This window comes from Maricaulis sp. MIT060901, from assembly GCF_047123815.1.
Taxonomy (GTDB): Bacteria; Pseudomonadota; Alphaproteobacteria; order Caulobacterales; family Maricaulaceae; genus Maricaulis.
Genome location: NZ_CP138920.1, coordinates 574,006 through 600,238 on the forward strand (window position 1 = coordinate 574,006; position 26,233 = coordinate 600,238).

The window sequence follows — 26,233 nt, forward strand, 5'->3', positions numbered from 1 at the left end:
AGCCAAACCCAGTCTTCCGGGACGGCGATGAACATCATCGCCGTCCTTGCTGCTTTTATATGCGGGCTTCCCATCCTGGCCGTCGCAGCCATCGCGCTGGGCGGCGGATCCACCGACTATTTGCGTCATCTCGCGGAAACCCGCCTGCCCACCTATCTCTTTCACTCCGCCTATGTCGGTCTGGTGGCCTCGGTGACAGCAGCCGCCATCGGCACCGGCCTCGCCTGGCTGACCGCACGCTGCGAGTTTCCCGGCCGGAAATTCTTCACCTGGGCGCTGATCCTGCCGCTCGCCGTGCCGGCCTATGTAGCCGCCTATGCGTGGCTCGACATCTCCCAGGCCGGCGGACCGCTGGATCGCATGAGCTGGGGGCTCTTCCCGACCATCCGCGGCACCTGGGGCTCGGGACTGATGTTCGCCCTCGTCCTTTACCCCTATGTCTATCTGCTCGCCCGCAATGCCTTCACGGGCCAGTCAGCGGATGCCTATGACGCCGCCCGCACGCTGGGCGCGTCCGCCTTCGGAGCGTTCTGGCGCACCTCCCTGCCCATGGCCCGGCCGGCCATTGCCGCGGGCATGGCGCTGGTGATCATGGAAGCGCTGGCGGATTATGGAACGGTTTCCCATCTGGGATCGCCCACCCTGTCGATCGGCCTCATCCGAGCCTGGTCGGGCGCCGGCTCCCTGCTCGATGCCGCTCGCCTGTCGCTGATCCTGGTTGTCTTCGCGCTGGTGATTTTCGCACTGGAGCGACATGGCCGCCGGCGCATGCAGGTCCAGACCAGTTCGGGCAAACAGCGTCCCGCCCGCCGATTCCTGCTCAGCCCGCTGCAGGCGGGACTGGCAAGCCTGGCCGCCTTCATGGCGCTCTTCCTGTCGATGATCCTGCCGCTGGGCCGTCTCGCCTGGCGAGCCCTGCGCGAACCCGTTGCCAATGGCCTGGCCCAAGCTTCCTTCAACAGCCTCACGGTCGCTGGCAGCGCCGCCGTCATCGCCACACTTGTTGGCCTGACCACCGCCTACGCCCTGCGTCGCAAATCGGTTCTGGGAACCGCAGCGGCGCGACTGGCCGGTGTCGGTTATGCTGTGCCCGGAGCCGTCGCAGCTGTGGGTGTGATCGCCCTGCTCTCTGGTATCCAGCGCTGGCTGGACCCGACCTGGGAAAGCCTGACCGGCAGTGTCTTCCCGATCCTGCTGACGGGCACGGCCGCCGCCCTCGTCCTCGCCTATCTCAGCCGGTTTGTCGCAGCGGCCATCAGCCCGTGCGAGACCGCGCTGGCCCGCGTGACCAGGTCGCTGGACGGTGCGGCCAAGACGCTGGGCGCCAACACACGCCGCCGCCTGCTGGCCGTGCACCTGCCGCTGATCGCGCCGGGTGTCGCCTCGGCCCTGATCCTGAGCTTCGTCGAGATTCTCAAGGAATTGCCGGCGACGATGATCCTGCGCCCGTTCAATTTCAACACGCTGGCCATCATCGCGCACCAATACGCCTCGGATGAGCGCTTGGGCGAAGCCGCAGCGCCGGCACTGCTGATCCCGCTCATCGCCACCCTTCCCATGATTTTCGTGGCGCGATATCTCTCTTCGTCTGGGGAGAACGGGGCCAGGCCATGAGCCGTGTCGAAACACTGAGTATCCGCGGCGCGCGCCGGGCCTTCACGAAGGACCACGCAGCGCTTGAAAGCGCGTCGCTGGAGCTGCATGCCGGCGAGATCACGGCCCTGTTGGGGGCGTCCGGCAGCGGCAAGTCGACCCTGTTGAGAGCCGTCGCCGGCCTGGAACAGCTTGATGCCGGCGAGATCACCGCCGATGGCGTCACCTGGACCGGGCAGAAAACCTTCCTCGCGCCGGAACAGCGCCGGGTCGGGCTGGTCTTCCAGGACTATGCCCTCTTCCCGCACATGACCGCGGTCGAGAATGTCGCCTTTGGCCTGACCGGCGCGGATCGCAAGACCCGTGCGCTGGAGCAGCTGCGGGCTGTCGAGCTGGAGCACAAGGCCAGCCAGTATCCACACGAACTCTCCGGCGGCGAACAACAACGCGTGGCCCTTGCCCGAGCCCTGGCACCAAGGCCCGGTGTCGTCCTGCTGGACGAACCTTTCTCTGGCCTCGACCGTCGCCTGCGCGGCGATGTACGCCAGCGGACGATGGAAGTGCTGCGCGAAGCGGGAACGGCGGTGCTGTTTGTCACTCACGATGCCGAGGAGGCGCTTGAGAGCGCGGATCAGCTGGCGTTGATGGATGCCGGTCGGATTATCCAACACGGCGCCCCCCAGGACGTGTGGTTCAACCCGGTCAGCGAAACGGCAGCGCGGCTGGTGGGGGATGTACAAACCTGCAAGGCGAGTGTCCGCAACGGCGAGGTCGTGCTGCCGATCGGAACCGTGAAGACATCGCTTGCGGAGGCGACCCCGGTCACAGCCCTGGTACGCCCGCAAGGTCTCGCCCTGGAACCCGAAGGTGAATTGACGGTCACCCGCGTGACCTATTCCGGGCCGATATGCGACATCGACTTGCGCGCAACGGATGGGTCCGACTGGACGCTCCAGGTTCCGGCGACCGACACGATCAACATCGGCGACAGGGTCGGTGCGAGAATAAACCCCGCCTATGTCACACTGCTTGAAACATGAAAAAGGCCCGCTCGATCGAGCGGGCCTTTCTAATTCAAATGGATGCAGCGGCTTACGCCGGTTCCATCGTCTTGGAGGACCGCTTGTCCTCGATGCGATTGCGCGCGATCTCGTCGGCGATGATGTTGGACGGACGGCCCTCGTTTTCAGACTGGTCGAGGATCTCGCCCAGCGTGTTCTCGAGACCAACCAGCTTGCCCTGGACCCAGGCCGGGTCGAAATCGCCCTGGATCTCGCCCATCACATTGATGATGCCGCCAGCGTTGAGGACGTAATCCGGCGCGTAGATCTTGCCGCGCTTGAGAATTTCAGCGCCCATCTCGCGGGTGGCCAGCTGGTTGTTGGCTGCTCCGGCGATGATTTTAGCCTTTATGCGGTCAATCGTGTCCGGATTGACGATGGCGCCCAGCGCACATGGTGCAAACACGTCGACGTCCTGGTCATAGATCTCGTCGAGACCGACGATCTTGGCGCCGTACTTGGCTTCCAGTTCTTTCAGGCCCGGCTCGTTGATATCGGTGATGATCAACTCGGCACCGGCTTCGGCCAGGTGACCGGAGAGATAGGCACCGACGTGACCGGCAGCGCCCTGGATGGCAACACGAACGCCGGACAGGTCGGACTTGCCCAGACCGCGCTCGATGCAGACCTTCATGCCGCGGAACACACCTTCGGCCGTGATTGGCGACGGGTCACCAGACGCGGCCTTGCCCTCGGGCAGACCAACAACGTGCTTGGTGGACTGGCGAACGGCCATCATGTCGTCCGGGCTGACACCCACGTCCTCGGCAGTGATGTACTGACCGCCCAGGCTTTCGACCGCGCGACCAAAGGCCTCGAACAGTTCCTGGCGGTTGAATTCGCCTTCCGGCTTCATGATTACGGACTTGCCGCCACCGATCGGAAGATCGGCCATGATGTTCTTGTAGCTCATGCCCTGGGACAGACGCAGAACGTCCTCCAGTGCTTCCGCGGAGCTGGGATAGGACCACATCCGGCAACCACCACACGCCGGTCCGGAGACCGTGGAGTGAACGCCGATGATGGCCTGGAGACCCGTGACCTTGTCGGTCGCGAAAAGAATTTTCTCGTGGTTGTCGTAAGACGGGTGTTCGAAAACACTCATGACGCGCAAACCCTTTCTGTGCGAGAACAGCATCGCTGCAAATTCGCGCGTGGCATACCCTTTCACGAGAGCTGCGGCAAGCGCGCGAAAACACTAAAAATCATGGTGCCGATAACATCTCAGCGATGCGGCACCGCAGCATCGGGAGAATTTTTTCCCCGAACCAGGGATTCTTCTTCAACCACGCATTATTACGCCAGGACGGGTGCGGAAGCGGCAGATATCGAGGAAAATATTGCGCCGCACTCTTAACTGTATCTGTGAGCGTTTTTTGCGCCTGCGAACGCAGATAAAACTTCTGTGCATATTGTCCGACGAGCAGGGTCAGCCCGACCTGCGGCATGAACGCGTGCACTTTTTCCTGCCAGAGCGGCGCGCATTCCTTGCGTGGTGGTAGATCGCCGCCCTTGGCGTCCAGGCCTGGAAAACAGAAACCCATCGGCACAATGGCGATGCGGCTTTCATCATAGAAGGTCGCCTCATCCACCTGCATCCATTCGCGCAGGCGATCACCCGACGGGTCGGTGAAGGGCTTGCCGGAAGCATGCACGCGCGTACCCGGCGCCTGGCCGACAATGGCTATGCGTGCTGTCGATGACGCCCGGATCACCGGGCGCGGCGTGTGCGGCATGCTCTCTTCGCAGACCCGGCAGGCGCGGATCTCCGCGAGCAGATCGTCGAGCGGCTCAAACACGGCCCAGACGATAAACGCCCTTGAACGTGTCGGCATCCGGCACCGGCTTGCCCTTGCGCAGGATGGCGATCTCCCCCGCCTTGTGCAGGCGCACCGCGGCCTGGCGAACATGGCCGAAACGCTTGGTGTGATTGTCCGGATCCACCAGTTTGGCAACATCAGCCGGAGAGACGCTGCGCCCTTCCTTCACCTCGGCCACCAGCTTGCGAATGGCATCCTCGAAAGGATCATTCAGGTTCTCTTCGCTCATCTCGCTCATCGTCCGCTCCTAGCTGGTGGGGATGGAATAGGTCGCCGTGGCGTGAGCCACCATGTCGTCTGAGCCCTCGGTGTAGATCTCACAGTCCGTCACCGCCAGTCGTTTGCCCAGTTTGAGCAGTCGCGTCCGGCCGATCAGCACACCCGGCTCGGGCTTGCGCATGAAATTGATATTGAGATTGGTCGTCACCGCCAGCGCCTTGGGACCGACATGCCCCAGCACCACCGCATAGGCGCAGACATCTGCCATGGCGAACATGGTCGGACCGGACACGGTTCCCCCGGGACGCAAATGACGCTCATTGGTGGCAAAGCGCACCTCGGTCTCGCCGGGCTGCATCTGGGTGACCACAAACCGCCCACGCCCGGCCGTATCCTGCTGGAAGGCCTGGTCGAGAAAGGCGGTAACCTCCTCGGCATTCATCACAACTGTCAGGCTCACTTCAATCCTCCAACAGAGACATCCAGTCGCGCGCTCCGTGCAGAATGCGCAGCAATTCCAGACTGTCCCTCCTCGCCGTGTAGACGATCAGATAGTTACCCGCCGGCTGGATGCGCACCGTCCGTTTCGGCAGGGCGACCACCCTGCCCATATCCGGGAACGTCGCCAAGCCCTGAATTTTCCGCTCGATATCCTCCAGAACCGTGCGAGCAGCGCGAGGTGAATCGGCAGCAATATGGCGATAGATGGATATCAGATCACGACGCACAACCGGGCGTCGCACCACTTTGAGCACCCCGGCTTCGCGCGAGCCGGGGTTCATGCCTTGCGCTCAGCCTCGGCGATAATGTCGTCCAGACTTTCCAGCGGCTCCGGTTCGCCACTCTCATAGGCCTGCTGGACCAGGTCCTGCAGGCCGCCCAGCGCTGCGACCTGTCGCTCCTCGTGCGCCTCAAGCAGGCGAAGTCCGGCCCGGACGACCTCGGAGACGCCATGATAGCGACCGGAGCTGATCATCCGCTCGACAAAAGCCTGCTGATGTTCGGTCATTGAAATGCTTGGATTTCTCGACATTACTGTCTCCCTGACCCCGACAATGTAGCATTATTGGCTACACACTCCAAGGCTGGACCATGAGACGCGATCACCGCCCATACTGGATGCACCGACTGTGGGAGCAGTTCGAGAACTGGTGGACCGGTCATTTCACCCGGCCGCATTTCGAAACGCTTGGCCGCAAACCCAAGCTGGTGCGTCCGTGGCATATCGAGGTGTTCGGGCCGAACATTCATGCTGGTCACCAGCTGCACCTCGCCGCCAGCGCCGCAGATCCGATCCGTTTCACCGTCTGGTCACCGCAGGACCAGGCCGGCACGATCGAGATCGGGGATTATGTCTTCATGGCGGGCGGTACGCGTATTCTCGCAGCCGGCCGGGTCGAGATCGGCGACAGCTGTCTCATCGCGCGCGAGGCAACGATTACCGATTGCGACTGGCATGGGCTCTATGACCGTGTCGATCCCAACCCGCCATTCAAGCCCGTGAAGATCGGCAACAATGTCTGGATCGGCGACGGTGCCTTCATTGGCAAGGGCGTGACCATCGGCGATCACGCTGTCATCGGCGCCCGCGCCGTCATCACCAAGGATGTGGAACCCTATGCCGTCATGGCTGGCAATCCGGCCAAACTGGTCAAACGCCTGGACGCGGATAAACCCATGAAAACCCGCGCCGACCTTCTCGGCGAGCTGGAGACGCTGGACCGCTTCATGGAAAATTCCTATCGCGACGCGATGAAGGGCAATTCCACCTGGGGCTGGCTGCGGTCCAAGCTGTTTCCCCGCCGCGGCGACTGATTGGCCCTTGCCAATTGCGCGAACAGGTCAGATGTAGTGAGCATGAGCACGCCCATCAAAACACCCTGTGTCAAAGTCTGTTTCGTCGACCCGAAACAGGGCGTCTGCGTCGGCTGTTTCCGCACCATGGAAGAGCTGGGAAAGTGGACACGCTACAGCGATGCGGAACGTGACGGCATCATGCAGGATCTACCCCGCCGCCGCGATGCCTATGGCGCACGCGAAAACCCGGCTGGTTAAACAGTGATGAGCTTCGAGTGATGGATCGGTTTATCAGTCGCGCAGCCCTTCCCCTGCTGGGCACGGCCCTCACCCTTCTGGCCCTGCGTCTGGTCAGCTGGCCCCTCTGGGATGATATGAACACGCTGGTGCGCATGATTTACGCGCTGACCATCCTGGCGGTTCTGTTCGCAGCGGTGATGTTTGCGGGACACTCACCACACGGCTATCCGCGGCGCAATCAGGTATTGTGGAGTGGAGTTGTCGCCGGTTTCATAGGCATGGCCCTCTTCAACAATGAGTTTCGCGAATGGGAACTCGACCGCATGTGGGCCCCGACCCGCACTGACCAGCGCGCTGCCATGGATGAGCGCGAAGACACCATCACCCTCCAGCGCCAGCGTGACGGCCATTATTATCTGGATGCCTGGGCGGGCCAGGCCCGGGTGGACTTCCTCGTTGATACAGGCGCGACGGGTGTGGCGATCAGCTATGAAGATGCCCGCCGTATGGGGATCCGCGTTGAAGCGCTCAGCTTCGACCTGCCAATGTCGACTGCAGACGGCATCGCCTATGGCGCCGGCGTGGTGATCCCCGAACTGATCATTCGCGGGCACAGTTTCGAATATGTGCGCGCGGTCGTCATGCGCAATGGCGAGAGGTCCCTTTTGGGCATGAGCGTGTTGTCGGAATTCTCGTCAGTGGAAATATCCGGGGACCGGCTGACCCTGCGCCGCTAACCGCCCAGCACGGCCTCGCGCACCAGCATCACCCCGACAATCGCCAGGCCCAGTGCGAAGAAGCGCTTGAGGTTCTTTTCCGGCAGGGAATGCGCGAGTTTCGCCCCCAGCGGTGCCACGAAAAATGCGGATCCCGCGAGGAGGGCAAAACCGGGCATGTTCACATAGCCCAGCGAGAACGGGACTTCATTCGCCCCCCATCCATTGATGATGAAGCCCAAAGCTCCGGGGATACCGATCGCCACGCCAAAACCGGCAGCCGTTGCCACGGCGCGGTGGATGGTCTTCCCGCACAGCGTCATCAGGGTCACGCCCATGACACCGCCGCCGATGCCCATCAGGGCCGAGAGCACACCGATCGTATTGCCCAGAACAATGCGCGGCAGACCTCCGGGCATCTCCTCGGCCAGTTTCCAGCTGGGGCGACCAAAGAAAAACTGTAACGACAACAGGAGGGCCATCCCGCCAAACAGTCCGGTCAGGCCACGGCTTGGGATGTAGTCCGCCACGACCGTGCCGATCAGCGTACCGATGACGATGAATGGCACCCATTGTTTCAGCACGGCGAAATCCACCGCGCCCTTCTTGGCGTGGGCACTGACACTGCGCAGGGAGGTGGCGATGATGACAGCCAGCGACGTACCGACAGCAACATGCATCACCCGGTCGCCTTCATATCCCAGCGCACCAAAGACGTAATACATGGCGGGGACCATGACGATACCGCCGCCGATTCCAAACAGGCCGGCAATCAGCCCGGCCAGGGCGCCGGTCGCCGCCAGCGCCAGGATCAACACGTAATACTCTTCCATCAAGCCGCCTCGTCGCGCGGGGTGACGGCCGCCTTGGCTTCTTCGATCACATCAATACTGGCACCGTGGCGCCCGCCCTTTTCCGACAGGATACGCCGCCAGTTGCGACCGCCCGGCTGGGCATGGAAAAGACCGAGAATATGCCGGGTGATGGAATGCAGCTGCACACCCTCGGACATGCGCCGCTCGATATAGGGCAAATAGGCGTCAATCGCCTCGATCCGGGTCTTCACCGGATCCGTCGCGCCAAACACCTTGCTGTCCGCCTCCGCCAGCACCCAGGGGGTGTAATAGGCTGCTCGGCCAAGCATGAACCCGTCCAGCTCCGCGCTTTCGGCCAGACCATGATCAAGCCCCTCAAGCCCGCCATTGAGGATGACTTCCAGCTCCGGACGCTCGCGCTTGAGACGCCGGACCAGCTCATAGTCCAGCGGCGGAATGGTGCGGTTTTCCTTGGGGCTCAGCCCTTTCAGCCACGCCTTGCGCGCATGCACGGTAAAGCTTTTAACCCCGGCTGCCGCGACAGTCTCGACAAAGTCGAACAGCGCGGTTTCCGGATCCTGATCGTCAACTCCGATGCGGCTTTTGACCGTGACCGGAACATCGACCACGTCCTGCATGGCCTTTACACAATCGGCCACCAGCTCCGGCTCCTGCATCAGACAGGCCCCGAAACGTCCCGCCTGGACCCGGTCCGAGGGACAGCCAACATTGAGATTGATCTCGACATAGCCATAAGCCACCGCGATTTTCGCGGCCTTGGCCAGATTGGCTGGGTCCGATCCACCCAGTTGCAGCGCGACAGGCTGCTCTGTCGGGTCGAAACCTATCAGGTAATCGCGATTGCCATGGATCACCGCCATGTCGACGGCCATTTCAGTGTACAGCAAGGTATTGCGTGTCAGCACCCGGTGAAACGCCCGGCAATGCCGGTCGGTCCAGTCCATCATCGGGGCGACGCTCAGGCGGCGATCAATTTTATCGACAACACTCATATGCGCCACTTAGCCTGTCCGGCGGCGAAGTCCAAATAGGGGCCTGCAATCAATCTGTTCAAATTTGTCCTAATCCGTTCAGCGGATTTCAAACTCTCTTTGCTCAGATGTGGGTTCGGGAGGATGTCATGGCAAAAGCAATATTCCACAAACACCAGCGCGTTTTCGTTCAGCCGGTCGGGACCTGGGCGCTTGTCGAGCACGTAAAACCGCAATGGGTGAAGGATGTCGAGGAACCCGTTCGGGTCTTCTATGACTGCGGGCTTGGCCGTGACTTCACAGCGGAGGAGCTTTCGGCCGAACATTCCGAAATCGTCGAGACGGGCCATTGGCGGCTGCTGCGCGCCAAGAACAAGTGGCAGAGCGACGAGGAATGCGCGCGCCATCCGCACCCGGGCACGTTTCCGGTTATTGTGACGGACAGCATGGACTGGGGTGGTTGGCGTGTTCCTGCGGCGGAATATGACCGTGACCCAACCAAGGTGGAAGCCCAGGCGCGACTGATCGTGCACGCCCCCCAGCTTCTCGCCATCGCCGAAGACCTGTCGCAGCTGACGGAGCAGGAAACCGATCTTCCCGCCGAATGGGCAGAATTGGTCAAGAAAACCCGTGAAGTCATCCGTAATATTAGTTCAACGCCAGCAAAAGCGCAGAGAACCAACGCTGCGAAAGCAGCATAAAGAATTTCCGGAAACTTAAGTCCACAATAACACTTTCTGTCCTCTACTGAGGCTTGGAAAATGGTATTGGGCAAGCCATGTCTTTGATTGAACAACGCAACAGGTTCCTTTCCTTTGCGTTTGCATCGGCCGATGTGCTGATCGAAACAGATCTCAGCGGAACGACGGAATACGCCTCCGGTGCGACGGCCACGCTTGGCGAGCCGCCCATCGAGGACACGAGCTGCCATCTGGCTGACCGTTTCGACCGCACCTCCCGCCCTATTATCATGGCCCTGTTGAAAAGCGTGCGCCCCGGTCGTCGTGTCGGCCCTGTCCGGGTCACCCTGAATGGTCGTGAAGCCAAGCTGGGCGGCTGGACGCTGGGCGATGATCACAAGATCCGCTGGACCGTGTCCTTTGAGGCCCTGACGGCACCGGAGGAAGTTGAACCGCAGGCGTTCGAACGATCAGCGGGCGACGCTATCGCCTCGGCCCGCAGCGCCGGCACGGCGTTGTCCATGTCAGTCATGCGCATTGAAGGCATCGAGGATATCGATCGCCAAATCGGCCCTGCCGCTGCCACCCAGGTCCACGACGCGATCAGTGCCGCCTGCGGGCTGGCCGTTGGCGAGTTGGGCGTGGCCAAACATGTCGACAATAGCCGCACCGCCCTGATCCATGAGACGTCTGCCGATCTGGCGGAACTGAAGAAAGAGGTCGAGGCCGTTCTCGCCGACAACAAGCTCAGCGACGGCAAGGTCAAGATCGACACGGTGCCGGATGCGCCGGACCTCGAGCCGGAAATCGCCGTCCAGGCCTTTATCCATGCCGTGAACCAGGCCGCCGATACCGATGCGGCTCTGGATATTCGCAGCCTCAAGGATGCGGCGGCCGAGATGATGGAATCGACGACACAGCGCATGAAGGAATTGCGCACGACGATCGCGGGACGGGTTATCGAGCCGCATGCCCAGCCCATCGTCGACCTGAAGACCGGCGAGATCCATCACTACGAATTGCTCCTGCGCCTGCCCGGCGGCAAACCGATCCAGGAGGCGGTGGGTTTCGCCGAGAGCACAGGTCTGATCTACGAGATCGACTTCGCCATGACCGAGATAGCCGCGACCTTCCTGCGCGATGATTTCGACCGCCCGTCCCTGGCCGTGAACCTGTCGGGCAAGTCCATCGCCAACACGACCTGGTCCAAGCGCTTCCTGAAAATGCTGGCGGATATCAAGATCGACCGGAAACGCCTGAGCTTCGAACTCACCGAGACCGCGACGATCAAGAATATCAAGGCGGCCAACGCCGTCATCCAGAAGATCCGCGAGCGTGGCCACCATGTCTGCCTGGATGATTTCGGCGCCGGCGCAGCAGGTTTCCATTACCTGCGCGATTTCCCCGCCGACATTGTCAAGATTGACGGCTCCTACGTGAAACGCGCGGGCCGTACCGAACGCGACGCGACCATTCTCAAGGGCATGGTGGACCTGTGCCAGCAGCTGGGCACCGAGACCGTTGCCGAGATGATCGAGAACGAGAGCATGGCCAAGCGCATGAAGTCCTTCGGCATCACTTATGGACAGGGTTACTATTTCGGTAAGCCTATCCCGCTAAAAACGCTCACAGACCCAAGGAATCGCGCCACAAAGGCGGCGTAGAAGAAGAGGCAGAGTGTTATGGCCGTCGATATGAGCCGCGTGAAAGTGCTGATTGTCGATGACAATGGCTACATGCTGACCATTCTTCGGACGATCCTGCATGGCTTTGGGATCAAGCAGATTCTCGAATCCAAGGACCCGGCAGACGCGTTCGATATGGTGCGCTCCGACAGTGTCGACATCATTATCACCGACTATCAGATGGAAATCCTGGACGGTCTGGATTTCGTGCGTCTGGTTCGCACCGCCGATGACAGCCCCAATCCGCTGATTCCCATCATCATGCTCAGCGCCTACTCGGAAAAATCCCGGGTCGAAGGCGCGCGTGATGCCGGTGTTACCGAATTCTGCTGCAAGCCGATCACCGCCAAGGAAATGTTTGCGAAAATCGCTGCAGTCATCAACGAACCGCGTCCCTTCATCCGCAACAAGACCTATTTTGGCCCGGATCGCCGGCGCCTGCCGACTGAGGAATCCAACTACAAGGGTTCCGAACGCCGCAAAGGCCTTAAAAAAGTCGCCGGTGGAGACGAAGATGACGGTATGGATGTCTCGCCCTCGGGCGATGACGCAACCTCCGCGGCTTGATCGCGGCACGGCTTAGCCGTGGATAGTGCGCACGTGCCTGTCGACATCGACGCGCGACGCACCTTAGTTTGACGAGAATGGCACAGAATGCGTCGCATACGCGTGAGGCGGGCAGGTCCCGCGCCAGTGCCGGTGAGCTTTCACCGGACAAGAATCGTGCGCGCGGCTCAGGCGTCGGCTGGATCGTCCTGGCCATTGCGATTTTCACTATTGGATATGGCGGCATCTTTGCCGTCAAGATTCAGCAGGAGCGTGCCTCGCTGGTCTCCGAGGCCGAGCGTTCGCAAGCCAATGCGGCTGGTTACCTGGCCGAACGTGTCTCCGCCCGGCTGAGCGAGGTCCGTTATGCGTTGGCCGTTGCCTCTAGTGATTTTGGCGCCCTGCCTGACACCGATATCGAACGTGTCGCACAAACCCGGCTGACGGCCCTGATGCAGTCCGAACTGCTCGACGGGATCGGCCTGCTTCTGCCCGATGGCCGCACCTTTGTGGCGGGCGAGACGGTCACACCAAACGCCATGCGCGAACTGACCGGCCTGGCGCTCAACTCGGAGGAAGCGGTCGTCTCCAGCCTGTCTGATGACGGGCTCGCCGTTTTTGCCCTGACCCAGCCGGTTGCCCTGGCAGACGGTACCGTCGGTGCACTGACAGCACGCATCCCGGCCATCAACGCCTTGCCCGACTGGGGCACCAACAGGGTGGTCGCCCTCGCCAATAATGACGGCGAGATGCTGGCGCTTCGTCCGGTGATGAACGGCGTCTCGGCCGGCACGCCGCTGGCTGAGCGTTTCGGACTTACCCGCGGTTATGTCGCCGATCTGGCCGGTGGCGGTGGCGGCGCAACATCGGATGCGAGTTTTGGCGGCGAGGATGTGACCTTTGCCGTGGCTCCGGTCGGGGGCACGCCTTTCCAGGTCTATGCGCTGAGCGCCACCCGTATCAATCAAAGCGCCTGGATGCGAACCATCTCCTTTTACGGGCTGATGTTTGTTGCGCCGATCATCGTTGCACTGGGCCTTGTCGCCCTGGTCTTCATGCAAATGGGCCGCTTGCGCTCCACCCGTGCCCAGCTGGCGGACAGCGAACAGCGTTTCCGTTTCGCCATCGAGGGCGCGCGCTGTGGTGTCTGGGACTGGAACCCGGACGCGGACACGGTCTATGTCACCGATAGCTTGGCGCGCATGCTCGGACTTAAAGCTGCAATCGAGTGCTCAGGCCAGGACTTCCTGCGCCTGTTCAGCCGCCCGGACCGTGACCGCCTGCGCGCGGCCATGCGGTCCGCACCCAAGGGCACGGAAGTTGATCTGGAAGTTCTGGCCTCGGTCGCTCCGGTTTATCTGCAGATCCGCGGTCGCCTGCTCTCTGCCGCTCCGGACGGCGAGGCGCGCATCGTCGGTGTGGCCATCGACGTTACCGAGCGCAAGGGCGCCCAGGCGCGGGTTGCTGCTGCGGAGAGCCGTTTGCGCGCAGCGCTGGAATCCATGTCGGAGAGCTTTGTGCTGTGGGATTCCCGCCGCCGCCTCGTCCTGTGGAACCGCAAGTTCCGCGACTTCTTTGACCTCGGAGACGGTCATCTCAAGCCGGGGCTGTCCTATGCCATGGTCGAAAAGACTGCGGCGCGGGCGATCAAGACTGTGCATGGCGAAACAGATGGCGTGGATGCCTACGAGATCGAACTGGCCGATGGCCGCTGGCTGCATTACTCGGAACGCCCGACCGCCGATGGCGGCCTGGTCAGTTTTGGCGCGGACATTACCGATCTGAAGCGCCACGAAGCGGCACTGACGGAGAACGAGTCCCAGCTGCGCCGCTCAGTTGATGACCTGGAAACCAGCCGGACGCATATCTCCGATCTCGCCAAGAAATACGAGGTCGAGAAGATCCGCGCCGAGGAAGCCAACCGCTCCAAGAGCGAGTTCCTGGCCAATATGAGCCACGAGCTACGCACGCCGCTCAACGCCATCAACGGCTTCTCGGAAATCATGTTGCGCGAGATGTTCGGCCCGCTCGGGGACGAGCGTTACAAGGGATACACCAAGGATATCCTTGACAGTGGCCAGCATCTGCTTGAACTGATCAACGACATTCTCGACATGTCCAAGATCGAAGCCGGCAAGATGACCCTTCAGACCGAGCCGACCGATGCCGCCGAGCTGGTCGAGCAATGCCTGCGCATCGTGCGCGGCCGTGCGGAGGAGAAACAGCTTCAGCTGCACGCTGATGTCACCGATTTGCCTGAGATCGAACTGGACCCGCGCGCCTTCAAACAGGTGATGATCAACCTGGTCTCCAACGCGGTGAAATTCACCCCGGAAGGCGGCCGGGTGACCATTCGCGGCTTCCTGTCCGGGCCGGGCGTAGCCTTCCAGGTCTCCGATACCGGTATCGGCATCGCCCAGGAAGACCTGCCGCGTCTGGGACGTCCGTTCGAACAGATCGAGAGCCAGCACGCCAAGAGTTATCAGGGTTCCGGCCTGGGCCTCGCCCTGTCCAAATCGCTCATCGATCTGCACGGCGGCTCGCTGGCGATTGATTCCAAGCTGGGTGAAGGCACCACGGTCAGCTTTGTCCTGCCGATCACCCAAGCTCAACTCATCGACCCGGAGGCCGCATTGGCAGGAGATCTGGATGATGAGGGTTTCCTGGGCGAAGACATCGAGTTCGTCGATGGTGAACCGCCCCGGGCGGCCGAATAATCAGGATCTAATCCCTGTCGCCGCGACGACGCTCCGGAGGTGGTCCGCGGCGATCAAAACGTGGCGGCCCCCGGCGTTCGCTTTGGGGCGGGCCCCGACGAGCCGAGCGTAGCACCTCTTCTCGAACATCGGGATCGAGCTCGGAGGCTATTTCGACAATCGCACGTTCGATATGAGCCTCAATGGCTGCCCGTGTCTCACGGCGACGTTCCAGCGCCGCCTGAACAGCGGCAGCGTCAAACGGTTCCTCGAGCAGGACTTCAGCGGCATCGATACGAGCCTCACGCGCCTCGCGCATCAGCGCGCGCATGTCACCCATCTCGGTTTCCATGCGTTCACGCAGGGAGGCCCGCTGTTCTTCCGGCAGGGCTTCGATGAAACCGCGCAGATCGAAACTTCCCGGCCCGCCCACACCGCGCAATTGCAACCGCGCTTCTCGCTCGGTCGGCACGTCCGGTGCGACTTCTCGCTGGAGAACAAATCCGATCAGTGCGCCATTGGCCAGGACAGAGACCAGGAGCGCAATGATCCAGGGTGTGGCAGACCTCACGTATCCTCTCCCAGCCAGTCGACCCAGTCTTCGCCGAGACTGTCATAGGCGTCAGCATAGATGGCTTCGACATCCTGTTCAGCCGGAGCAACATAACCGCCCGCAAAGCCGATGCTCACACCGACCACCAGGGCGATGCCCGCTGCGATCGGCGCCCGCCATCCCCATTGCGCGACCGGCTCCGGCACTGCGCGCAGGATGCGGTGCTGCAACAATTCGCTCGGTTCGGGATCAGGCATGGCCAGCAAAGCATCCAGCTCGGCTTCGATATCCACCTCGGCCAGCAATTCGGGATGCAGGTCTAGGAAAGCCTCGACAGCCTCGCGCTCCGCGTCCGGCCAGCGTGCCGGATTGGCGCCATAGGCGTGGAGGATTTCAAGCACCCTGTCCTGGGTCATCGGTCCAACTCCTCATGTGCCTGAGCCTCGCCCTCGTAGGAGCTGATGAGGTCTCCGGCGTCTTCCATCAACAGTGCTTTCAACTTGCGCCGTCCACGGGCCAGCAGGGATTCGAGTGCTTCCACACTTACAGACATGATCTCTGCCGCCCTGATATTACTCAATTCCTGAAAGTGAACGAGCTCCATGGCCATTCTCTGACGCTCTGGAAGCCTGTTCACGGCGTCCAGCACCCGGTTCGCGCTTTCATCGCGTACCATGGCTGTTTCCTGGCTGATACCCTGGTCGGCCCGTTCAGGCACTTCATCAGTCAGCACTTCGCGGCGCTTGCGCAGCCGGTCGTAACACAGATTGATGGCAATCCTGCTGATCCAGGTCGACACCTGTGCCCGCCCCTTCTCGAAGCGGCCCGCTGCCTTCCAGACCCGGATAAACGTTTCCTGGGCCACGTCCTCGGCTTCCAGGGGATCACTCAGCATGCGCTGGGCCAGGCCGAGGATCTTGGGCAGCATGCGATCCATCAACACCCGCGCAGCATCACGGTCTCCGCGGCCGACGCGCTCGATGAGCTCCTCGTCGGCCACAGGACGATCTGACGTGATAACGCGGAAGGCCGAACGGCCCTTGAGGCTCATGTCTGCTGTTACCCTTCCGCGCCCGTCCAACATCAAAGACGTATCAGTCACGCCACCAGAAACGACGATTTTCACGACGTTCCGCGGCTGCGTCCAGCTCTTCCGGCGTGATCGAGCCATTCTCGTCCGAATCCAGACGTTCAAACCAGCGATGCTCGACGTTCATGAACTCCTCGCGGGAGACCCGCCCGTCTTCATTTGTATCGGCCCGGCGACCGCGACGACGCGGACGTTCGCGGCCCTCAGAACCTTCACGCTCGCGCATTTCACGCAGGCGCCGGTTCATCGGGGACATGTCGGAATCATCGAGATAACCGTCGGCATTGCGGTCCATCCAGTCGAACATCTCCGACTGCAATTCCGCGACTTCCTCGCGGGTGATGGTGTTGTCGCCATTGGCATCGGATGCACGCAGCAACATGATCGTGCGGGCAGGACCGCCACCGCGCATACCGTCCTGACCTTGGCCGCCACGCGGGCCGCGCTGGGCCTCGGCGATGGCACCGGAGATCATCACCGCGGAACTACACAGCAAAATGACCATTTTCGAGCGTTTCATTGACTTTCTTCCTTGTCAGTTTGACCTCGCATGTCAGTTCAACGCAGGGTCGCCGGAATTCCGTCGCTTGATATCAGATTTCTCGCACATGTCGGTTGAACAGCGTCCGCACATGCCCACACCTCTCGGCCAGATCCTCCTCCAGCTCGGCCAAAGTCTGGTGGCCTGCAGTACGAGCAAGGCCCGCCTGGCAAGCACGACTGGCCCGTTCCGGGGTGAAACCGCTGCCGTGGGTCGTGCGCAGGACCTGCAACATGCCCAGTTGTCGTGTCAGCGTCTCGATCAGGAAACGCGCATCATCAACGGCCAGTATGCCGGCATGCCCCAGCGCCGCGATTGCGGCCGTCGTGGACTGGCGCACGCCGCCCAGCTGTCGCGCATGCGCCAGCTGCAGGGTCTGGGCGATGAACTCGATGTCCTGGATGCCACCGGCCCGTGCCTTGACGTCCCAGACCGATTGCGCCGGCTTGGCCTCCTGCAGGCGTACGCGCATGTCCGCAGCATCGTTCAGCACGGTCTCGACATCGCGCTCACGCAGTAGGATGCCCTCGATGGTCTCGTCAATCCGCGTGCAAAGGCCCGCATCACCGGCCACGGTGCGGGCCCGTGTCAGCGCCATCAACTCCCAGGTCCAGGCTTCACGGGTGTAATACGGGTCGAACCGCGAGAACTGCACGGCCACGGGCCCGGACTTGCCCGAAGGACGCAGTTGCATGTCGATCTCGTAGAGTTCGCCCTCTTCGGTCGGCACCGAGAGCGCGCTGACCAGACGCTGGGTAAACCGCGAGAACCAGGTCTGAGTCATCTCGTCGCCGTCATAGATGAGCGTGATGTCGAGGTCGCTGTCGGCCGCCAGCTCCCGCCCGCCCAGCTTGCCCATGCCCAGCACGGCAAACCGCCCCGGCATCTCGCCGTATTTGCGTTCGGTCTCGATCCGGGCTGCGTCCGCAAGCACCTCGATGGCCGCTTCCGCGAGGTCGGAATAGGCCGCTCCGGCCGTCTGGCCCTCGATACTGCCGCGCAGGATCTGGCTGCCGATGCGAAACTTCTGTTCGCGAAGGACACGTCGCGACGTGTTCAGCGCCACCTCGTAAGGCGTGTCCAGCGTGATCTCCCGGCGCAACATGTCCAGCGCCGCACCGGGTGGGTCCTGATCCAGCGGGATGGAGAAACGCTGATCCAGCATGGTGTCGAGAAGGTTGGGCCGTCGCGCCAGATCCGTCGCCATTTTCGGCGCCATGGTGATGATACCGATGAGATCACCGGCCAGCTCGTGCTCGTTCATCAACAGCGAGAGCGGCTGCACCCCCATCGGCAGGTTCTCGAAGAAGGACGCAAAGCGCGCGAACGCATCATCGGCCTCACCGGTCTCGGCGATCATGTCGACAAGCTTTGGTGCCAGCTTGGCAAACAGGGAACGCGCCCGTGTCGAGCGCACGGCCCTGGCCCGGCCTGCGCCCCAGGCATTGAGCTGTCGCCAGGTCAGTTCGGGGCGTTTGAAACCCAGCTCCGTCAGCGTGGCCAACGTATCGGGCTCCGGCTCGACACCGGTCAGAACCAGGCTGCCGGCGCGGGATGACAGCGGAATATCCGCTTCGAACTGGTCGGAGAAATAGCCATGCACGCGGCGCAGGACAGCCTCGACGGCCCGGTCGAATTCCGCCAGCTCGCCAAACCCGGCCATATGGGCCACCTGCAGCCGGTCTTCATCGCGGATGGGCAGGAGCTGGGTCGGCTCGTCCTGGCGCATCTGGATTCGGTGTTCCCAGCTCCGCAGCAAACGATAGTCCTGGCTTAGCGCCACAGCGGTCCCGGATTCGATCGCCAGCTCGTCCGCCAGCCGGTCCAGCGCCGCCAGCGTGCCGGGCACCCGGACCGCCTTGTTGCGCCCGCCAAAGACCAGCTGGTGAATTTGTGCAAAGAACTCGATTTCCCGGATACCGCCCCGGCCGAGCTTGAGATCATGTCCTGCAGGCTGGATCTCGGCACGCCGCCCCACGGTCTGGATCTGCGTTGCCAGGCTGCGGATATCGTCAATGGCCGCATAATCCAGCGCGCGTCGCCAGATGAAGGGCTGGAGGAAATTGAGGAAAGTCTCTGCCGCTGGCCGGTCACCGGCACATGGACGCGCCTTGATCCAGGCCGCGCGTTCCCAGGTCTGGCCCATCGTCTCGTAATAGTTCAGCGCTGCATCGGTGGAGATGGCAACCGGGGTCGCCCCGGGGTCCGGTCGCAGACGCAGATCGGTGCGGAAGACATAGCCATCGGCCGTGATGTCATTGAGACTTTTGACAATCGCCTGGACCAGGCGCGGCAGACGTTTGCGCGGTTCCTGGCTTGCCGGCAGCGCCAGCTGTTCGCCATCGTAGAAGACAACCAGGTCAATATCGGAGGAATAGTTGAGCTCGCGCGTACCCATCTTGCCCAGCGCCAGGATCACCAGCCCAGGCAGCGGGTTATCCGGGTCCTTGACCGGCAGGCAGTGGTCCTGTTCGGCTGCAAGGCGCGTATGAGCGTGCAGGGCTGTGTGGACAGCCGCGTCGGCGAAATCGGTGACGGCACCGGTAACCGTCTCAACATCTGCGGCCCCGCCGAGATCGGCCAGTCCAACCACGAGGTGCATGCCCGCCTTGGCCTGGCGCAGGCGCTGATCGAGTTCAGCGACGTCGCTGGCTTCTGCCGCGATGCGTGGGAGTTCGGCGAGCTGATTGGCTAGAATGTCGGAGAGTGGCAGGCGGGCGGCTTGCGCCAGTACATCCGGGAATCGCTGGGCGAGCCGGCTGAGATGGGGCGCACAGCTGAAAACACTGGTCAGGAACGCGTCGTGCGGCGCCAGCTCGGCCTGGAGTTCACGCTCAAGCTCACCCAGGCAATAGCGTCCCTGCTCCAGGTCCGGTGTCGGCAGGGGGTGGCATTGGGAGAGGAGATCAGCTGGCGTCGTCATGACGCCAAACTGAACCCTTCGGGGTGAGTCTTAAACCCCCTCGTCCCGTTCTTCCGGTGCCAGCGGGAAACACATGGCGGCCCGCAGGCCCGGCCCGTGATCGCCTTCGGCATGTCCGGGACCTTCGCCCAGTTCGAAGCGGCCATTGTGCACATCGACAATCGCCTGCACGAGCGACAGCCCGAGGCCAGAACCGGGCAGGGTCCGTGAATTGTCCAGGCGCACAAAACGCTGGGTCACCCGCTCACGATCCTCGGTCGGAATACCCGGGCCTGTATCGGTGACTGAAAACTCGGCACAGCCTTCCGAATTCTGGCGCAGACGCAGGGTCACGGCGCCACCGGACGGTGTGTATTTCACAGCGTTGCCCAGGAGATTATCCAGCCCCTGCAACAACAGGCCGCGATCGGCGAAGACTTCCATGCCCCGCTCGACTTCCAGCGAGAATTCCAGGCCCTCATCCTCACACACATATTCATAAGTCTCGGCCAGGTCCTCGGCCACGACAGCAGGATCCATGCGTCCGATCGTCTTGCGGCTTTCGCCGGACTCCAGGCGCGAGAGCGAGAGGATGGAGTTGAAAATGCCCAACAACTCATCGGTATCGGTAACGGCGCGTTCCAGCGTTTGCTCGCGGGCAACCAGATCGCCTTCCTCACGCAGCGCCTCGTCCAGGCGGTTGCGCATGCGTGTGAGTGGGGTTCTCAGGTCGTGGGCGATACTGTCACCGGTATGACGCATGCGGTGCATCAGCGCCTCGACCCGGTCGAGCATGTTGTTGAAATTCTCGGACAGCTCGTCCAGCTCGTCGCCGGTATTGTTGCGCGGCGCCCGTCGGGTCAGGTCACCGGCCCGGACATTCCGCGCCACGTTGTTGATCGCGTCCAGTCGGGCGACAAACCGCCTCGAGATGAAGATGCCACCGGCGACCCCCAGCGCCAGGGCCAGGGCAGAGGCCGCAAAAATGGTGTTGAGCATCCTGCCGACTAGCGAATTCTCCTCGTCGACATCCAGTCCCACAAACAGCTGATATCCGCTGGGCAGTTCGACCAGGCGGCCACGCGCGGCACGCGTATCCTTCTCGTCGTCCTCGGCCGTCGCCCCCGCCACGACCGGGCGGCGATAGGTGAATTGCAGGCGCCCCTCATTGTCCGGAACAGTCTCGGGAAGATCGGACAGATTGCCCGACAGGCTGCGCCCGGACGGGTGCACCAGCAGATAAAGATAATCCGCCCCACCCCCGACAGTGCGCTGCAGAATGTAGCGGTTGATCGAGCGGATGCCGCCAGCCTGGAAACGTGCCTCGAGCGCCGTCACCTCTTCATTGATGGAGGCGTCGGCCCGACGCAGCATCATTCCCGCCGATGCCACATAGACAAAGGCGAGAATGACGAAGCTGGACAGGGCGAACAGCGCCGCCGACAGCATGGTCTGTCGGAAGGCTGTTGTCCGCAGGAATGCGGGACTGCGCGCACTCACCCCGGTTTACGCCTGCAGGCGGTAGCCGGCGCCGCGAACCGTGTGCAACAGCGAACGCGGGAACGGCTTGTCGATTTTCGAGCGCAGGCGGGAGATGTGCACGTCGATGACATTGGTCTGGGGGTCGAAGTGATAATCCCAGACTTTTTCCAGCAGCATGGTGCGGGTCACGACCTGGCCGGAATGCTTCATGAGAAACTCCAGCAGGCGGAATTCGCGCGGCTGAAGCAGGATTTCCTCCTCGCCGCGATTGACCGTGCGAGCCAGCAGATCCATTTCCAGATCACCGACAACCAGCTTGGTGCGCACGGTTTCCGGGTCCCGGCGACGGGCCAGGGCCTCGACGCGGGCCAGAAGTTCGGCAAAGGCGTAGGGCTTGACCAGATAGTCATCGCCACCGGCCTTGAGACCTTCAACGCGGTCATCCACCTCGCCCAGGGCGGAGAGGATAAGAACCGGCGTGTGGTCATCGTCCTGACGCAGGGTTTCCACCATCGTCAGGCCATCCATGCGCGGCATCATGCGGTCAACGACCAGCACGTCATATTCAGCGGCGCGAGCCATTTCCAGGCCTTCCGAGCCGTCGACCGCGTGATCGGCCACATGACCGGATTCACGCATGCCCTTGCGGATATAACTCGCCGCTTCGCGGTCATCTTCTACAATCAGAATACGCATGTTGTGTCCCTCTGTTCTTGTACTTATTCGTCGTCGAGCTGGAGAGCGGAATAGCGTTGCCCGCCACGCCCTTCGACCAGGAGGAGGATGGCTGAACGGCCATCGGTGCGGGCTTCCTCGACGACATTGCCCAGGGTTTCAGTATCGGTCATCGCCTGACCGCCGGCTTCCAGAATGACATCACCGCGGGCAAAGCCCTTTTCAGCAGCTTCACTGCCCGGATCGACCTCTTCAACAACCAGGCCGGTCTGGTCCGCGGACAGGCCGCGCATCTCGCGCAGCTCGTCGGTCAGCGGTGCCAGGCTCATGCCGAAATAGCGGCTGACCTCGACCGTCTCGTCTTCCGTGCTCGGCATCTCGTTCAGATCATTTTCGCTGGGGCGATCGCCCAGGCGCACACGCAGCGTCTGTTCCTCACCATCACGCAGGATGGTGAAACGGACACGCTCACCGGCCGCGATATCCGCGATACGGCGGGTCAGATCGCGGGAGCTTTCCACGTCATTTCCGTTGACGGCCAGGATGACATCCTCACGCTGGAAACCACCCTCGTCAGCAGGACCGCCCGCCACGATGGAGCTGACGATGGCACCGGTACGGCCCTCGATGCCCATCGCGGACGCGATATCCTCGGTAACGTTCTGAATCTGAACGCCAAGCCAGCCGCGCGATACACGGCCGCCTTCACGCAGCTGGTCAATGATGCGCGAGGCAACATCAGACGGAATGGCAAAGCCGATACCGACATTGCCGCCAGTCGGAGAAAAGATCTGGGAGTTCACACCCACGACATTACCGGCGAGATCAAAGGTCGGACCGCCGGAATTACCGCGGTTGATCGGCGCGTCGATCTGCATGAAGTCGTTATAGGTGGAATTGCCGATCTCGCGCCCGGTCGCAGAGATGATACCGGCCGTTGCCGTACCGCCCAGGCCGAACGGATTGCCGACAGCCACGACCCAGTCGCCCACGCGATATTGCGGATTGCGATCCAGCGTCACATAGGGAAATTCAATGTCCTCATCGACCTTCAGCAAGGCCAGGTCGGTCTGCGGGTCCAGTCCGATCACACGTGCGGAATAGGTCTCTCCGTCGGACGTGCCGATCTCGATCTCGGTCGCGCCGGCAACGACGTGGTTATTGGTCACGACCAGGCCATCGGCAGAGATGAAGAAGCCCGATCCCAGCGAACGACGCGGCTGCGGATTGGGCTGGCGTGGCGCCTGGCCACCAAACTGGCGCTCCAGCCACTCACGGAATTGCGGAGGCATTTCCTCGCCTTCCGAGCCCTCAAGCTGGATATCTTCCGGCGAGGCGCTGGCCTGGATGGTCACAACGGACGGGCTGACACTTTCGATCAGGTCTGCAAACGACATCGGCGCGCCGGCCGGAACCGCCGCAGAGAAACGCGGCTGGGACTGTTGGGCATGGGCGGCGGCACCGGTATGGTCAATGACCATGCCTGCTGCAGCCATGCTCAGCACAGCCAGGGAAACACCACCAAGAATTCCAAGACGTTTTACAGACTTCATGAGAAAGAAAGACCCTTCTTTTTCGAACATGGACGTATCATTGCCAGCCGCGAGTTATCCGTTGGCTGTCCCTTACATTACAACTACATTACAAACCGTAATTTTCCGGTAAGCCGGGATCAGGCCAGTTTCGTGCGCACAACGACCGAGCTGTGCAGGCTTTTGTGCACAGGGCATTTGTCGGCGATTTCCAGCAAGCGACCATGCTGTTCCGCGTTCAGATTCCCCTTCACGCGGATCGTGCGCTCGAAGATATCCACCTTGACGTCCCGACCCTCGACACAGGTTTCGCAATCTTCCGCATGATCCTTGGCGTGGATGACTTCAACGAGAATGTCATCGATCGGCCAGCCCTTGCGGTCTGCATACATGCGCAGCGTCATTGAAGTGCAGGTTCCCAGCGAGGCGCTAAGCAATTCATAGGGCGTGGGACCGTTACCCGTTCCACCGACCGCGGGCGGTTCACCCGCCAGCGAGACATGACCATTGGCCACGACCCAGTTTTCGTATTTTCCGGCGCCGGTCTCTGAAACCACGACGGTATTCGGCTTCGCCCGAGGCGGCGCGCGACGTGCGGGGGCTGCGAGATATTTGCCGGCCCAGCTGGCGATCATGTCGGCGGCGAAGACGGCGTCCTCTTCCCGGCTCAACAGATGATCCGCACCGTCCAGGCTGACAAAGCTCTTGGGATGCTTGGCTGCCAGGAAGAGACGCGAGGCATTGTCGATCCCGACCGTGGCGTCCACCGGAGAGTGCGCGATCAGCAAGGGTCGGCGCAGACTGGCGAGCGCGTTTTCAAGCGTATGCCCCTGGATGTCCTCCAGCAAATGCTTGCGAATGGTGAAGGGACGCCCGCCAAGCGAGACCTCGGCCACGCCTTCGCGCTCGATCTCCTCGACCCGATCGATGAACTGGTGTTTGACGTGCTCCGCGTCTGATGGCGCGCCCAGCGTCGCGATGGCTTTCACGGACGGCAAGGCACTGGCCGCCGCGATCACCGCAGCACCACCCAGGCTGTGACCGATCAACAGGCTTGGCGCCTCGTATTCGTTCTCCAGGAAACGTGCTGCCGCGACGAGATCATCAATATTCGAAGAGAAATTCGTATTCGCGAAATCACCTTCCGAATGCCCAAGCCCGGTGAAGTCAAAACGCAAGACAGCATAGCCATGCCCTGCGAGTTGCCGCGCGATGCGGTTGGCGGCGAAAATGTCTTTCGAACAGGAAAAGCAATGCGCGAAGATCGCATAACCCAGCGGCGTGCCGGCCGGCCATTCCATACGGGCGGCAAGGGCATCACCTTGTGATCCGGTAAACTCCACGCGAACAGTACTGGCCATGCCAAGCTCCCTGATTGTCTACCAGAGAGCTAGTATCGCGCAGTCAGATCACAACTCAACTCGGCTGACAAAATCGTCAGTAGCCGCCCTCTTGCGCGCTGTCTTCAGCTTCGCCCTCACCCTGCCAGACACCGCTTTCCTGCAGGGCTTCAGCGACCTCCGGCGGCATATAGGTCTCGTCGTGCTTGGCCAGCACGGTCTCGGCAGTAAACACGGTCGGCGTCAGGAAGGCGCCTTCAACCACAACGCCCTGCCCCTCGCGGAACAGGTCCGGCAGGATGCCTTCATACTGGATCAGCACGTCATTGACGTTGTCAGTCACGCTGAAGGAGACCAGATCACCATCGCCCGGGTCGATGGAACCGGCCACCACCAGGCCGCCGACCCGGATGCGTTCGCCGATCTCCACGCCTTCCTCGGCGATCTCGGTCGGGGAGTAGAAATACACCAGAGCATCCTTCATCGCGAACATGGCGAGCGCTATGGCTCCGGCCAGAACAACTCCGGCAACAGCGATAGTGGCGAGGCGGCGATTACGATGACGCATGTTCGTCTCCGGCGAACTTGAAGATCAGGGACAGGTTATTGGCGGGCATGTTGACCCGGCGCTCAAGGGTTAGGCCTCCAGAGGCCATTTCCGCAAGCACGACATCCAGGTCGCGCACCCCCCATTCCGGATTGCGCGATTGCAGGGAACGGTCGAAATCCAGATTGGACGGGGCGGTGGCCTCGCCTTCCTTGTAGGGGCCGTACAGGAAAACCACCCCGTGGCCACTCAACAGCCGACGCGCCTGGGCAGCGATCTGCTGGCACACGCCCCAGGGCGAGATGTGGATGACATTCATGCAGACCAGCGCATCAAAAGGGCCCAGGCCGGCCGCCCAGTCAGGCTGGAGCAGGTTGAGATCCTTCGAGGGCATGATCTGATCCGGCGCGTCCAGGGCCCATGCATCCTGGCTGGCCCGGGAGATGACATCGGGATCACTGGGCTGCCAGAGAAGATCACTGCGACAGGAGACAGCTTCCAGCGCGTGCTGACCTGTGCCGGAGCCAATTTCCAGCACCCGGGCGCCGGACGGCAGGGTCTCGGCCAGCAGTTTCGCGATCACGCCCTTGTTGCGCTCGGCACTGGGCGAGCTCAGGCGATCACCGATCTGCGCGCGCTTTTCCAGCGCGGTGGGCGTGTCAGACGTGTCCATAGGGAGGCAATTAGACAGCCTGCCCGGTCTCGGCAAGC

Annotated in this window: 28 protein-coding genes; 9 read left to right on the plus strand and 19 right to left on the minus strand. The window is 62.0% G+C overall.

The features are described from left to right. Positions 1–27 precede the first annotated feature (27 nt). Entirely contained in the window at positions 28–1,614 is a 1,587-nt protein-coding gene (locus SIC17_RS02915; RefSeq protein ID WP_412546344.1) for an ABC transporter permease, read from the plus strand. After that, complete coding sequence (locus SIC17_RS02920; protein WP_412546345.1) at positions 1,611–2,633, plus strand: ABC transporter ATP-binding protein; 1,023 nt, start codon at positions 1,611–1,613, stop codon at positions 2,631–2,633. The genes SIC17_RS02915 and SIC17_RS02920 overlap by 4 nt, the downstream gene beginning before the upstream one ends. Before the next feature lie 52 nt (positions 2,634–2,685). Here the strand turns inward: SIC17_RS02920 and SIC17_RS02925 are convergent, their stop codons facing one another. The 6 genes from SIC17_RS02925 to SIC17_RS02950 all read right to left on the minus strand — a co-directional run bounded on the left by SIC17_RS02925 (position 2,686) and on the right by SIC17_RS02950 (position 5,726). Next, complete coding sequence (locus SIC17_RS02925) at positions 2,686–3,759, minus strand: Leu/Phe/Val dehydrogenase (RefSeq protein ID WP_412546346.1); 1,074 nt, start codon at positions 3,757–3,759, stop codon at positions 2,686–2,688. Positions 3,760–3,859: 100 nt separating this feature from the next. Further along, positions 3,860–4,489, minus strand: coding sequence for a uracil-DNA glycosylase family protein (locus tag SIC17_RS02930; protein WP_412546347.1), 630 nt, complete (start codon positions 4,487–4,489; stop codon positions 3,860–3,862). Then, on the minus strand, positions 4,446–4,712 hold the full coding sequence (locus SIC17_RS02935; RefSeq protein WP_412546348.1) for a DUF3253 domain-containing protein: 267 nt from the start codon (positions 4,710–4,712) through the stop codon (positions 4,446–4,448). Before SIC17_RS02935 ends, SIC17_RS02930 begins: the two co-directional genes overlap by 44 nt. Before the next feature lie 9 nt (positions 4,713–4,721). After that, positions 4,722–5,153 carry a PaaI family thioesterase gene (locus SIC17_RS02940; RefSeq protein WP_291893522.1) on the minus strand — a complete coding sequence of 144 codons (432 nt, stop codon included), beginning with the start codon at positions 5,151–5,153 and terminating at the stop codon, positions 4,722–4,724. A gap of 1 nt (position 5,154) precedes the next feature. Beyond that, positions 5,155–5,475, minus strand: a complete 321-nt coding sequence (locus SIC17_RS02945; RefSeq protein WP_412546349.1) for a type II toxin-antitoxin system RelE/ParE family toxin — start codon at positions 5,473–5,475, stop codon at positions 5,155–5,157. Then, positions 5,472–5,726 carry a type II toxin-antitoxin system ParD family antitoxin gene (locus tag SIC17_RS02950; protein ID WP_291893527.1) on the minus strand — a complete coding sequence of 85 codons (255 nt, stop codon included), beginning with the start codon at positions 5,724–5,726 and terminating at the stop codon, positions 5,472–5,474. The genes SIC17_RS02945 and SIC17_RS02950 overlap by 4 nt, the downstream gene beginning before the upstream one ends. A 59-nt stretch (positions 5,727–5,785) precedes the next feature. On the opposite strand from SIC17_RS02950, the gene SIC17_RS02955 reads away from it, so the two are divergent. Genes SIC17_RS02955 through SIC17_RS02965 form a run of 3 tightly spaced genes read left to right on the plus strand, consistent with a single transcriptional unit; the run spans position 5,786 to position 7,467 of the window. Further along, entirely contained in the window at positions 5,786–6,508 is a 723-nt protein-coding gene (locus SIC17_RS02955) for an acyltransferase (RefSeq protein WP_412546350.1), read from the plus strand. 42 nt (positions 6,509–6,550) lie between these two features. After that, complete coding sequence (locus SIC17_RS02960; protein WP_291893531.1) at positions 6,551–6,748, plus strand: DUF1289 domain-containing protein; 198 nt, start codon at positions 6,551–6,553, stop codon at positions 6,746–6,748. A gap of 20 nt (positions 6,749–6,768) precedes the next feature. Beyond that, complete coding sequence (locus tag SIC17_RS02965; RefSeq protein ID WP_412546351.1) at positions 6,769–7,467, plus strand: TIGR02281 family clan AA aspartic protease; 699 nt, start codon at positions 6,769–6,771, stop codon at positions 7,465–7,467. Here the strand turns inward: SIC17_RS02965 and SIC17_RS02970 are convergent. Further along, entirely contained in the window at positions 7,464–8,279 is an 816-nt protein-coding gene (locus tag SIC17_RS02970; protein ID WP_291893534.1) for a sulfite exporter TauE/SafE family protein, read from the minus strand. The two genes, SIC17_RS02965 and SIC17_RS02970, sit on opposite strands and share 4 nt — an antisense overlap. Next, positions 8,279–9,274, minus strand: coding sequence for a tRNA dihydrouridine(20/20a) synthase DusA (gene dusA / locus SIC17_RS02975; RefSeq protein ID WP_412546352.1), 996 nt, complete (start codon positions 9,272–9,274; stop codon positions 8,279–8,281). Before dusA ends, SIC17_RS02970 begins: the two co-directional genes overlap by 1 nt. Before the next feature lie 128 nt (positions 9,275–9,402). Here dusA and SIC17_RS02980 point away from each other — a divergent pair, with 128 nt between their 5' ends. The 4 genes from SIC17_RS02980 to SIC17_RS02995 all read left to right on the plus strand — a co-directional run bounded on the left by SIC17_RS02980 (position 9,403) and on the right by SIC17_RS02995 (position 14,881). Beyond that, positions 9,403–9,954 (plus strand): hypothetical protein, encoded by a 552-nt coding sequence (locus SIC17_RS02980; RefSeq protein ID WP_291893539.1) that lies wholly within the window; start codon positions 9,403–9,405, stop codon positions 9,952–9,954. A gap of 77 nt (positions 9,955–10,031) precedes the next feature. Beyond that, the gene (locus SIC17_RS02985; RefSeq protein ID WP_412546353.1) at positions 10,032–11,597 is read left to right on the plus strand and encodes an EAL domain-containing protein; all 1,566 of its coding nucleotides are present in this window, start codon (positions 10,032–10,034) and stop codon (positions 11,595–11,597) included. Between the two features lie 18 nt (positions 11,598–11,615). Next, on the plus strand, positions 11,616–12,185 hold the full coding sequence (locus tag SIC17_RS02990) for a response regulator (protein WP_291893545.1): 570 nt from the start codon (positions 11,616–11,618) through the stop codon (positions 12,183–12,185). 77 nt (positions 12,186–12,262) lie between these two features. After that, a complete protein-coding gene (locus SIC17_RS02995) occupies positions 12,263–14,881 on the plus strand; it encodes an ATP-binding protein (protein WP_291893547.1) in 2,619 nt (872 codons plus the stop codon). A gap of 7 nt (positions 14,882–14,888) precedes the next feature. Here SIC17_RS02995 and SIC17_RS03000 read toward each other — a convergent pair whose 3' ends face one another. The 11 genes from SIC17_RS03000 to SIC17_RS03050 all read right to left on the minus strand — a co-directional run bounded on the left by SIC17_RS03000 (position 14,889) and on the right by SIC17_RS03050 (position 26,195). Then, complete coding sequence (locus SIC17_RS03000) at positions 14,889–15,431, minus strand: periplasmic heavy metal sensor (protein ID WP_412546354.1); 543 nt, start codon at positions 15,429–15,431, stop codon at positions 14,889–14,891. Further along, positions 15,428–15,829, minus strand: coding sequence for an anti-sigma factor family protein (locus SIC17_RS03005; protein ID WP_412546355.1), 402 nt, complete (start codon positions 15,827–15,829; stop codon positions 15,428–15,430). The genes SIC17_RS03000 and SIC17_RS03005 overlap by 4 nt, the downstream gene beginning before the upstream one ends. Continuing rightward, the gene (locus tag SIC17_RS03010; protein WP_412546356.1) at positions 15,826–16,539 is read right to left on the minus strand and encodes an RNA polymerase sigma factor; all 714 of its coding nucleotides are present in this window, start codon (positions 16,537–16,539) and stop codon (positions 15,826–15,828) included. Before SIC17_RS03010 ends, SIC17_RS03005 begins: the two co-directional genes overlap by 4 nt. Continuing rightward, a complete protein-coding gene (locus SIC17_RS03015; protein WP_412546357.1) occupies positions 16,508–17,023 on the minus strand; it encodes a hypothetical protein in 516 nt (171 codons plus the stop codon). Before SIC17_RS03015 ends, SIC17_RS03010 begins: the two co-directional genes overlap by 32 nt. Before the next feature lie 73 nt (positions 17,024–17,096). Further along, positions 17,097–19,967 carry a bifunctional [glutamine synthetase] adenylyltransferase/[glutamine synthetase]-adenylyl-L-tyrosine phosphorylase gene (locus SIC17_RS03020; protein WP_412546358.1) on the minus strand — a complete coding sequence of 957 codons (2,871 nt, stop codon included), beginning with the start codon at positions 19,965–19,967 and terminating at the stop codon, positions 17,097–17,099. A gap of 30 nt (positions 19,968–19,997) precedes the next feature. Next, positions 19,998–21,446 carry a sensor histidine kinase gene (locus tag SIC17_RS03025; protein WP_412546359.1) on the minus strand — a complete coding sequence of 483 codons (1,449 nt, stop codon included), beginning with the start codon at positions 21,444–21,446 and terminating at the stop codon, positions 19,998–20,000. Positions 21,447–21,452: 6 nt separating this feature from the next. Next, positions 21,453–22,124, minus strand: coding sequence for a response regulator transcription factor (locus SIC17_RS03030; RefSeq protein ID WP_291893565.1), 672 nt, complete (start codon positions 22,122–22,124; stop codon positions 21,453–21,455). Between the two features lie 23 nt (positions 22,125–22,147). Further along, positions 22,148–23,656, minus strand: a complete 1,509-nt coding sequence (locus tag SIC17_RS03035; protein WP_412546360.1) for a Do family serine endopeptidase — start codon at positions 23,654–23,656, stop codon at positions 22,148–22,150. Between the two features lie 119 nt (positions 23,657–23,775). After that, positions 23,776–24,996 (minus strand): bifunctional alpha/beta hydrolase/OsmC family protein, encoded by a 1,221-nt coding sequence (locus SIC17_RS03040; RefSeq protein ID WP_291893571.1) that lies wholly within the window; start codon positions 24,994–24,996, stop codon positions 23,776–23,778. A 76-nt stretch (positions 24,997–25,072) separates the two neighbouring features. Continuing rightward, complete coding sequence (ccmE, locus tag SIC17_RS03045; protein WP_412546361.1) at positions 25,073–25,543, minus strand: cytochrome c maturation protein CcmE; 471 nt, start codon at positions 25,541–25,543, stop codon at positions 25,073–25,075. After that, the gene (locus SIC17_RS03050; RefSeq protein ID WP_412546362.1) at positions 25,530–26,195 is read right to left on the minus strand and encodes a DUF938 domain-containing protein; all 666 of its coding nucleotides are present in this window, start codon (positions 26,193–26,195) and stop codon (positions 25,530–25,532) included. The genes ccmE and SIC17_RS03050 overlap by 14 nt, the downstream gene beginning before the upstream one ends. Positions 26,196–26,233 lie beyond the last annotated feature (38 nt).

Coding starts and splice junctions, on each gene's coding strand:
- SIC17_RS02915 (WP_412546344.1), top strand. CDS start 28: ATGAACATCATCGCCGTCCTTGCTGCTTTTATATGCGGGCTTCCCATC.
- SIC17_RS02920 (WP_412546345.1), top strand. CDS start 1,611: ATGAGCCGTGTCGAAACACTGAGTATCCGCGGCGCGCGCCGGGCCTTC.
- SIC17_RS02925 (WP_412546346.1), bottom strand. CDS start 3,759: ATGAGTGTTTTCGAACACCCGTCTTACGACAACCACGAGAAAATTCTT.
- SIC17_RS02930 (WP_412546347.1), bottom strand. CDS start 4,489: ATGCCGACACGTTCAAGGGCGTTTATCGTCTGGGCCGTGTTTGAGCCG.
- SIC17_RS02935 (WP_412546348.1), bottom strand. CDS start 4,712: ATGAGCGAGATGAGCGAAGAGAACCTGAATGATCCTTTCGAGGATGCC.
- SIC17_RS02945 (WP_412546349.1), bottom strand. CDS start 5,475: ATGAACCCCGGCTCGCGCGAAGCCGGGGTGCTCAAAGTGGTGCGACGC.
- SIC17_RS02950 (WP_291893527.1), bottom strand. CDS start 5,726: ATGTCGAGAAATCCAAGCATTTCAATGACCGAACATCAGCAGGCTTTT.
- SIC17_RS02955 (WP_412546350.1), top strand. CDS start 5,786: ATGAGACGCGATCACCGCCCATACTGGATGCACCGACTGTGGGAGCAG.
- SIC17_RS02960 (WP_291893531.1), top strand. CDS start 6,551: ATGAGCACGCCCATCAAAACACCCTGTGTCAAAGTCTGTTTCGTCGAC.
- SIC17_RS02965 (WP_412546351.1), top strand. CDS start 6,769: ATGGATCGGTTTATCAGTCGCGCAGCCCTTCCCCTGCTGGGCACGGCC.
- SIC17_RS02970 (WP_291893534.1), bottom strand. CDS start 8,279: ATGGAAGAGTATTACGTGTTGATCCTGGCGCTGGCGGCGACCGGCGCC.
- dusA (WP_412546352.1), bottom strand. CDS start 9,274: ATGAGTGTTGTCGATAAAATTGATCGCCGCCTGAGCGTCGCCCCGATG.
- SIC17_RS02980 (WP_291893539.1), top strand. CDS start 9,403: ATGGCAAAAGCAATATTCCACAAACACCAGCGCGTTTTCGTTCAGCCG.
- SIC17_RS02985 (WP_412546353.1), top strand. CDS start 10,032: ATGTCTTTGATTGAACAACGCAACAGGTTCCTTTCCTTTGCGTTTGCA.
- SIC17_RS02990 (WP_291893545.1), top strand. CDS start 11,616: ATGGCCGTCGATATGAGCCGCGTGAAAGTGCTGATTGTCGATGACAAT.
- SIC17_RS02995 (WP_291893547.1), top strand. CDS start 12,263: ATGGCACAGAATGCGTCGCATACGCGTGAGGCGGGCAGGTCCCGCGCC.
- SIC17_RS03005 (WP_412546355.1), bottom strand. CDS start 15,829: ATGACCCAGGACAGGGTGCTTGAAATCCTCCACGCCTATGGCGCCAAT.
- SIC17_RS03015 (WP_412546357.1), bottom strand. CDS start 17,023: ATGAAACGCTCGAAAATGGTCATTTTGCTGTGTAGTTCCGCGGTGATG.
- SIC17_RS03020 (WP_412546358.1), bottom strand. CDS start 19,967: ATGACGACGCCAGCTGATCTCCTCTCCCAATGCCACCCCCTGCCGACA.
- SIC17_RS03030 (WP_291893565.1), bottom strand. CDS start 22,124: ATGCGTATTCTGATTGTAGAAGATGACCGCGAAGCGGCGAGTTATATC.
- SIC17_RS03035 (WP_412546360.1), bottom strand. CDS start 23,656: ATGAAGTCTGTAAAACGTCTTGGAATTCTTGGTGGTGTTTCCCTGGCT.
- SIC17_RS03040 (WP_291893571.1), bottom strand. CDS start 24,996: ATGGCCAGTACTGTTCGCGTGGAGTTTACCGGATCACAAGGTGATGCC.
- ccmE (WP_412546361.1), bottom strand. CDS start 25,543: ATGCGTCATCGTAATCGCCGCCTCGCCACTATCGCTGTTGCCGGAGTT.
- SIC17_RS03050 (WP_412546362.1), bottom strand. CDS start 26,195: ATGGACACGTCTGACACGCCCACCGCGCTGGAAAAGCGCGCGCAGATC.